The organism is Aeromonas sp. HMWF015, assembly GCF_963878965.1.
Classification (GTDB): domain Bacteria; phylum Pseudomonadota; class Gammaproteobacteria; order Enterobacterales; family Aeromonadaceae; genus Aeromonas; species Aeromonas veronii.
Genome location: NZ_CAWNZT010000164.1, coordinates 1 through 8,483 on the forward strand (window position 1 = coordinate 1; position 8,483 = coordinate 8,483).

Below are 8,483 nucleotides of genomic sequence, written 5' to 3' on the forward strand. Positions count from 1 at the left end.
GCGCCATCCCCACCAGCAACAGGGCGGCGATGAGCAGCGCAGGCATCAGGTTGAAGATGATGCCGGCAGGCTCGGGAGTTACCTCCTGACGGCGCAGGAGCTTGGCGATATCCCGGTAATCCTGCAGCAGGCCCGGCCCCTGACGGGAGTGCATCTTGGCCCGCAGCACCCGGTTGAAACCGGTGGCGAGCGGCGCCAGCGCCAGCATGGCGATGGCCTGGGTCAGGGCAAGGGCAACCATGCCCCAGCTCGGCATTTCAAGAACAGGCATATCAGACTCCTACAGCCATCAGGATAAAGAGCGCCAGCACAAGGCCATTTATTAAAGAGAGCAGCGGCCAGCCGGTCGTTCCGCTGGTATCGCTCACCCCGTGCAGGGCGCTGGCCAGATCGAGCTGCGGCTGCTTGCGATAGAGTGGCGCACAGAGTTGGCGCAAGGTGTGGGTGACACCGCCAGAGGTAAGGCTCATACGCTCCTCATAGGCATAACCACAAGCCCACGGGGTGCCGGCGTGACGACGACCCAGCTTGGGCCCTTTGAAGATGGCCAGTACCAGCAGCGGGATGAGGAACAGACCCAGCAGGGTGATGGCGATAACGGGCGGGGAGAGGATCGCTTGTGAGCTGTCGAGTGGCTGCAGGGTGGCGCCAGTGGCCACGTTCATTTGGCCGCTTACAAAGGCTTGGCCATAGCTGGCGATATGGGGGGCAATCCAGGGGGCGCCCAGACCCAGCACCAGACAGACGGCGGCCAGCAGCAGGGTGCCTGCCACCATGGCGCCCGGCACTTCGCGGGCGTGGCTCGCGTGTTCGCTGCGCGGGGCGCCGCAGAAGCAGATGCCGTACACCTTGACGAAACACATCACCGCCATGGCGCCGGTCACCGCCAGCATCACTACCGCGAGCGGCGCAACGACGGAGGTGCCGAGTTTGGTCATGGAAAGGAGCGATTGATAGATAAACCACTCGCTGACAAAGCCGTTGAGCGGCGGCAGCGCCGAGATGGCCATGGCACCGATCAGGAACGCCAGCGCAGTCCAGGGCATCAGCTTGGCCAGCCCCCCCATCTTGTCCATGTCACGGGTGTGCAGGCGGAACATCACAGAGCCGGTGCCCATAAAGAGCAGGCTCTTGAAGATGGCGTGGTTGAGCAGGTGATAGAGGGCACCGAGCAGCCCTAGCACTACCAGTGCCGGTTGCTGGTTGGCGATGCCGATCATGCCGATCCCCATCCCCATCAGGATGATGCCGATGTTCTCCACCGTGTGGTAGGCGAGCAGCCGCTTGAGATCGTGCTCCGCCAGCGCAAACAGCACCCCGAGCACTGCCGAGCAGGCGCCAAAGATCAGCACCACATAGCCCCACCAGAGCTGGCTGGCGCCGAGAAAATCGATGCTGACCCGCAAGATGCCAAAGAGACCCAGCTTTACCATCACGCCGGACATCAGCGCCGAGATATGGGACGGCGCAACGGGCTCGGCCACCGGCAGCCAGCCGTGCAGCGGCACGAAACCGGCGCGCAGGCCAAAGCCGCAGAAGCTGAGCAGAAACACCAAGGATGCCAAACCGCCCGCCAGATGGTGCTCGCGCAGCGCAGCGAACTCCAGCGAGCCGCTTTCACGGCAGAGCAGCCAGAAGGCGACCAGCACCAGCGCCATGCCGATATGGTTCATCACCAAGTAGAGACGGCTCTGTTTGGCGGCCTCCGGGTTGGTCTTGACCAGCCAGTAGGTGGTGAGAGTCACCAGCTCGTAGCAGAGCAAGAAACCGAGCGCGTTGTCGGCCAGTACCATGCCCACCATGGCAAAGAGGAAGAGGTTCATCAGCGCGCCGATGGCCACATCACCCTTGCCCTGATATTCGCGGATATAGGCAAAGGAGTAGAGGGCGACGGCGACGCCGACGGTGCTAATCACCAGCAGCATCAGCGCGGCCAGCATGTCGAGGTGCACCGAGCCCAGCAGCCAGAGCTGGCCGTCGACGGGGGTGCCTTGGGCAAAGATCTGGATGGCGGCGACCAGACCCGCGAGCGATCCCAACAGGGCAAAGCCACTATTGAGGCGGTTGGCCAGTGCGGGCAGCTTTTGCAGGAGCAAACCGGCGGCAGCGCCCAGCAAAAAGAGCAGGAGCGTAGCCATTACAAGGGGGGACAACATCAGCGAGCTCCCTCTGGGGTAGATAAATCGGAGGCAGGGATCGCCGTGGCAGGCGCCGAGAAGGCAGAGGCCCCTTGCGGGTTGGTGTCGGCCGCTTGCTGGCGACGGATACGGGCGGCGCGTTTGGTGTCGCCGTCATTGACCAGCTTCAGCGCCTGGGAGGGGCAGGCACCGACACAGGCCGGGCCGTCGGCGCGAAACTCGCACAGGTCGCACTTGACCGCGATGCTGCGCACTCCCGGCTCCCAGCTCAGCAGATCCTCGCCAAAACAGCGCAGGCCGGCGGAGGTGGAGGGGTTGCTGGAGCGGATGGAGCAGGGGATATAGGTGTCGTAACTGGTGGCCACGGCCACCGGACGGCTGCCGCCGCTCTGGATGGCACCAAAGGGGCAGGCCACGGCGCAGAGATTGCAGCCGATGCAGAGCGACTCGTTGAGTTGCACACAATCACCGGTCTGGCGAATTGCCTCGACCGGGCACACCTTGATGCAGGGGGCATCGTCACAGTGACGGCACTGAACCGGCATGGTCGCCTGCTCGTGTCGCATAACGGTTAAACGGGGGGCTTGCTGCAAACCTTGCGCCTTGTGTACCTCGCTGCAGGCCGCCATACAGGTGCCACAGCCGATACAAAGCTTGGGGTCAGCGATAACGAAGCGGTTCATAGCCTACCTTGTCGTGTCGCGAACGGAGAAAGTAGGGGCAGGTTGGCAAAATACGGGCCAGATTGGTTTTTGCAGAAAAATTGGTTTTAAGTAGCTGTTTTTAAATGAATAAAAATCTTCGCGTGGTTGGATGAACGAGCTGATGTGGCTGTCGAACTGTGACGTTCGTCACTTGTGACGAAGCCGCTGGGAGGGTTCGTCACCTTGGAAAACGCACCCTACGGCGGTGGTCTGTTCGGATAGAGGCCGTCTGTGTTGAAACCGTAGGTTCGATTAGCGAAGCGTAATCGGACGCACGAGAACGCAAATATATCGGTAGCATGCCGGGAACAGGGGGCAAAGAACGACGTGAATAGCACCGTTTGCAGCATATGGTCGTGGTGGTTTGCCCCCTTCTCCCCTAGGGGGAGAAGGGCTGGGGATGAGGGGGAAGGTATCCCCTGTGATCACCGACAAAAAAAGAGGGAGGCCAATGCCTCCCTCTCTATTAGCTGATGTTTTCTATGCCTTTAAGAGGCCATCAACCCGCCATCAGATATCCACCTGGGATCCAAGCTCGATGACCCGGTTGGGCGGGATCTCGAACTGATCCGGGGCGCGCAGGGCATTGCGCTGCAGCAGCATAAAGAGCTTGCCGCGCAGATAGAGATACCAGGGACGGTCTTTCATGATGAGCGACTCGTGGGCCATAAAGAACGAGGTCTCCATCATCCGGCAGCTGAGCCCCTCGGCGTTGCAGCGGTGGAAGATCTCCTCCACGTTGGGAGTCTCGCGCCAGCCGTAGCTCGCCACTACCCGCCAGAAAGTGGGGGAGAGCTGCTCGATGCAGACCCGGCGCACATTGTGGACGTAGGGCACATCCTCCACCCGCAGGGTGAGCAGGATGATCCGCTCGTGCAGCACCTTGTTGTGCTTGAGGTTGTGCAGCAGCGCATGGGGGATCACATTGACCACCCGCGACATATAGACGGCAGTGCCGGCCACCCGGGTCGGCGGGGATTTCTCCAGCGAGGCGATCATCGGCTCAAGGGAGTTGCCGTGCTCGTTCAGGCGGCGAATAAGCTGGAAACGCTCGCTCTTCCAGCTGGTCATCACGGTGAACATCACCGCGCCCAGGGTGAGCGGCAGCCAGCCGCCGGAGAAGATCTTGGCGAGGTTGGCGGCAAACAGCGGCACGTCGATACAGAGCAGCGCGGCAAACAGGATGGCCACCAGATACTTGTTCCAGTGCCAGCTGTTCTTGGCCACCGAGCAGGAGAGGATGGAGGTGAGCACCATGGTGCCGGTCACCGCGATGCCGTAGGCCGCCGCCAGATTGCTGGAGTGCTCGAAGCTCATGATGACGATCACCACCGAGATATAGAGCATCCAGTTGATGACCGGAATATAGATCTGGCCGGACTCCTGTTCGGAGGTGTGCACGATACGAATAGGTGAGAGATAACCGAGCCGCACTGCCTGCCGGGTCAGCGAAAAGACCCCGGAGATCACCGCCTGCGAGGCGATCACCGTCGCCATGGTTGCCAAGAGCAGCAGCGGCACCAGCGCCCATTTCGGCGCGAGCAGGAAGAAGGGGTTGGCAATGGCGGCGGGGTTGCTCAGCAGCAGCGCCCCCTGACCGAAGTAGTTAAGCACCAGCGAGGGCAGCACCACGATAAACCAGGCGAGGCGAATTGGATTTTTGCCAAAGTGGCCCATATCCGCGTAGAGCGCCTCCACCCCGGTGATGGCCAGCACCACGGCGCCGAGGGCAAAGAAGGAGGTGGTCTGATACTGTACAAAGAAGCTCACCGCCCAGATGGGGTTGAGCGCACCCAGCACCTCGGGGTTGTGGATGATGCCGCGCAGCCCCAGTACCGCCAGCGTCATAAACCAGATCAGCATGATGGGGGCAAACAGTTTGCCCACCATGGCGGTGCCATGTTTCTGGATGGCAAACAGCAGGGTCAGCACCAGCACCGAGAGGGTGACGATATAGGGGTCGAGGGCGGGGGTGAGAATGCTCAGACCCTCGATGGCCGACATCACCGACATCGCCGGGGTGATCACCACCTCGCCATAGAAGAAGCTGCCGCCAATCAGGCCGAGGATGATCAGCAGTGGCGTCCAGCGGGTGGAGGCGTTGCGGGTCGCCAGCGACATCAGGGTGAGAATGCCGCCCTCGCCGGCGTTGTCGGCCCGCATCACAAAGGAGAGGTATTTGACCGACACCACCAGGATCAGCAGCCAGAAGATCAGCGAGAGAAAGCCGAGAATGGAGGCCGGCTCGACGCCGAATCCGAATTGACCTGACAGGCACTCGCGCAAGGTATAGAGCGGGCTGGTGCCGATATCGCCATAGACTACGCCAATCGCCGCCAGCATGACGCCGGACATGGCTTGTTGTTTATCACAGTTCATGAGTTCATCTTGTCAGTTTGATGTTTACACGTTTGCCACAGCAGATCGCCCCGAACACATCAGGTATGTGTGGATACAACATCGGGGGGAAATCAAAGGATTGCGATGGGAAGGGAGCTAATCGGATATAAAGATGCGTTTCATGGGACACAGTCTGTTCATCTGTCGTTAAGCTTATAATGACACACACTCTGCGGGTTCATGCTCAGGTATAAATAATCAAAACGTCCTTTTGAGTAAGGTTATTAATTGGCCGTTGATTGAAATATTCACCCGCTCTGCGGGCAACCGTTTGTTTTATCTGGGGAAGCGGTTTGGCCACTATTTTTTACCGAGGTGAGTGAAAAACAGACGATAAAATAGTGACTAATTAATTGCTGGCAGGACGGCAAAGGGGAGGGCGACGGGTAGCAATGGAGTCTTTATTTGGAAGGGGAAAAAGGTAGGGTGCAATGCGCTGCGCTTATTGCACCCAACGTACTACGATTCTAAATATATCCCCCCTTAATTTATACCGAAAGTTACACGTTAAATCCAAATGAGATCTCAGCAAAAGGAGAGTTATTGTTATCAGATATGTTTGTTGTAATACTTGCCTTACACCACCTTCTCACGTTATCAATATATTCTTGTCTAGCATTTTTTAACTCAGACAACTCAAGTGAGCTCACAACAGATTCTAAGCCTGAAAAAGCGGTTTTATTGTCATAAAAAGGGGCAATAATACCTGTTGAGCACCACATTGTGATTAATGACCATATGCGACATAAACCTTTTAGCTCATAATCTAAGTCTGTCCACTGAACTTTTGGTAATTGTTCATTATGAGCAATGACTTTGTTTCTATATCTCATGGGATTGGATGTGTTGTTATTAATCCCGTTTATGAACGAAGATAGTTTGTCAACCTCTTCTATAGAGGTAAGGCTAGAATCTTTAATATAATGACTGACGTTATTCCAAACATTCTTCAATGAATGGTCGTTTTTATGTCTGCTCAATAGTTTTCCGTATGATGCGAATATTTTATAAGTGCATCCAGATAACCATTGAGAATGAAACATATAAGTTTCAAAAGGATTGCAATTAGTTTTAACTGTCTGAAAAGAAAATATGATCGCGCGAATCTCAATGATGTCTAATATTAGCTCATCAATCCCTATGTGATATCTCCCTGACTTGTAATATTCACTATTCAAGTAGCTTTTGGTGGCTTTTGCTCGTTCATGCCAATATTGCTTTTTCTCTTGATCATTAGCATACGCATCCTGATAACGTTTGTAATCCTCAATGCGTTTTAGCAAGTCATTTTCAGTTGTGTGCTTTGATGTTGCTTTGAGGGCATATAACTGTGCATTTTCCTCTGATTCAAATTTCAACTCACACTCCTAACGCTTTTAGAAAAACAGTTAACAGAACCAATCGTGCAAGAAATACAACCGTAAATATTTAAATTAAAATATATTTTGGGTCATCAAGTTTGTGAGGTTAAATTGTTTTGGGGTTACTGTGGAATATCAGAGTTCATCATAAGTGATGATTTCAATTTTTCCTCGGCTAACACCACACTTCAGGAGACTTTGTATATGTTTTTCTTTATCTGATGCGTGGTAGCAATAAACTTTCCACATAACATCACCAACCTGATTCTTGATACGCTGAAAGTATGGCAAATCAATATTATTTAATGAATGGCCGATAATCACCACATCGTTAATATCATTTAGGTTACAAAAGTATTCCTCATTTTTCTCCAATACTGCTTCAACAGGTTTTCGTAGGGCGTACAGAGGATATCTGGCAATACTTTCTGCTTCTGAAAACATATGACCACTATATTCTCCGTCCTTATCAAATTCTGATGGCTCTGTAATATTCTCACCATGGCCAAAAATCAGTGCATTGTGTCTGGCTGCACTTCCATGAATATGCAGAACATGATCATCTTCAATGTTGTAGACAGATTGAAGTGTTGAGGTGTAATTGAAGTTAATAAATGTTGAATTAGTATTGAAAATAATTTTTTGTTCTGTGTCAGTTACATCAATACTATTAACCCAGTCAGTAAATGCTTCTTCGATATTAGAAACGTGAATTTTTGTTTGCTCAGTAAGCTCATCCTCTAGACCATAAATATCTCGTGGTCTAAAATCCTCTGAATTAACATCGACCTCATTGTGAATCGACAAGAAATTCTCTGCATCAAAATTACCAAGCGCATTTTCAAAATCATGCCAAGGCTGGTGATAACGTAAATCAAATGAATAGTACTCTTCTATTTCATCGAGGAAATCTTTTGCAAAATCATAAAAGTCGTTATAGCCTGTAGGTAATTCATGCCATAGGTCAAACCCATTGCCAATTATATAAAGTGTTTTCATATGATAATTATTCCGTAGCTTAGATAATATTTGAAATAATTTGCTCGCTATATTTTTGGCAAAAATACTTAAACCATACTTATTTATCTGCATGGAGAAGGTCTCAACAGCGCTGGTTGCCAACTGAAGCATGCTATCCAATCGGGTAGGGGGTAAAAAGGGCAATCGGCGCATAATCTGTCCGAGATCAATAAATTAGTCATTGATTGGTTGTTATTTGTGCGCGCGGGCTGAAAGGGTAGGGTGAAATACCTTAGTCAGCCGGTGTCGAGCTCGTCACTTTTGTCGTGTCGATCACACTTCCCACCCCGTCGTCACCCTCGTCAGTAGTGGCATCTAGCGCGTATCTCTTTCTGATTACTCCTTTATTTTCAGTTGCTTGTGATTTTTTATCGCGCCATTGGCCTGTTTTGGTCTGATAAATGCTTTGTGGGGGGCTGGCCGCCTCTTTGCCTGTCGGCGGGCGGCCCGGGGTAACGAACCATTTAGGATCCCTCTCTATGAACAGCTTCGTGATTGCAGATCCCAGTCTCTGTATTGGGTGTCGTACCTGTGAGGTGGCCTGCGCCGTTTCACACCAGTCAGGGTCTTGCAGCGGGACCCTTGAGCGGGAGGGCGGCCTGCATCTTGCCATCGAGGATGGACATCTGGTCTCCAAGGACAGCTACTTTCAGCCGCGCCTGAAGGTGATCGTCGGCAGCAAGGTGACCACGCCGGTGCTCTGCCGCCAGTGTGAAGACAAGCCGTGCGCCATGGCCTGCCCGAACAATGCCATCGTCAGCGAGGATGGTTGCGTCAAGGTGTTGCAGGAGCGCTGCATCGGCTGCAAGTCCTGCGTGGTGGCCTGTCCTTACGGCGCCATGGCGGTGGTGCTCAAAGAG

At 53.7% G+C, this 8,483-nt stretch carries 7 protein-coding genes; 1 reads left to right on the forward strand and 6 read right to left on the reverse strand.

All coding sequences use genetic code 11. The features are described from left to right. The 6 genes from AACS18_RS08420 to AACS18_RS08445 all read right to left on the reverse strand — a co-directional run. Nucleotides 1-271: NADH-quinone oxidoreductase subunit H (locus AACS18_RS08420; protein ID WP_181363247.1), on the reverse strand; the 271-nt coding region annotated here is incomplete at its 3' end. A gap of 1 nt (nucleotide 272) precedes the next feature. Next, complete coding sequence (gene hyfB / locus AACS18_RS08425; protein WP_108612177.1) at nucleotides 273-2,156, reverse strand: hydrogenase 4 subunit B; 1,884 nt, start codon at nucleotides 2,154-2,156, stop codon at nucleotides 273-275. Beyond that, on the reverse strand, nucleotides 2,156-2,821 hold the full coding sequence (locus AACS18_RS08430; protein WP_108612178.1) for a 4Fe-4S dicluster domain-containing protein: 666 nt from the start codon (nucleotides 2,819-2,821) through the stop codon (nucleotides 2,156-2,158). Before AACS18_RS08430 ends, hyfB begins: the two co-directional genes overlap by 1 nt. Before the next feature lie 531 nt (nucleotides 2,822-3,352). Beyond that, a complete protein-coding gene (gene kup, locus AACS18_RS08435; RefSeq protein WP_108612179.1) occupies nucleotides 3,353-5,221 on the reverse strand; it encodes a low affinity potassium transporter Kup in 1,869 nt (622 codons plus the stop codon). Nucleotides 5,222-5,742: 521 nt separating this feature from the next. Beyond that, nucleotides 5,743-6,600 (reverse strand): hypothetical protein, encoded by an 858-nt coding sequence (locus tag AACS18_RS08440; protein ID WP_146184753.1) that lies wholly within the window; start codon nucleotides 6,598-6,600, stop codon nucleotides 5,743-5,745. Nucleotides 6,601-6,738: 138 nt separating this feature from the next. After that, nucleotides 6,739-7,734, reverse strand: a complete 996-nt coding sequence (locus AACS18_RS08445) for a bacteriophage abortive infection AbiH family protein (protein WP_219927964.1) — start codon at nucleotides 7,732-7,734, stop codon at nucleotides 6,739-6,741. A gap of 368 nt (nucleotides 7,735-8,102) precedes the next feature. On the opposite strand from AACS18_RS08445, the gene AACS18_RS08450 reads away from it, so the two are divergent. Then, a partial coding sequence (locus AACS18_RS08450) for a 4Fe-4S binding protein (RefSeq protein WP_181363248.1) occupies nucleotides 8,103-8,483 on the forward strand: 381 nt, incomplete at its 3' end.

Excerpts from the sequence above, each read along its gene's own strand:
- hyfB (WP_108612177.1), bottom strand. The coding sequence starts at position 2,156 with ATGTTGTCCCCCCTTGTAATGGCTACGCTCCTGCTCTTTTTGCTGGGC.
- AACS18_RS08430 (WP_108612178.1), bottom strand. The coding sequence starts at position 2,821 with ATGAACCGCTTCGTTATCGCTGACCCCAAGCTTTGTATCGGCTGTGGC.
- kup (WP_108612179.1), bottom strand. The coding sequence starts at position 5,221 with ATGAACTGTGATAAACAACAAGCCATGTCCGGCGTCATGCTGGCGGCG.
- AACS18_RS08445 (WP_219927964.1), bottom strand. The coding sequence starts at position 7,734 with ATGCTTCAGTTGGCAACCAGCGCTGTTGAGACCTTCTCCATGCAGATA.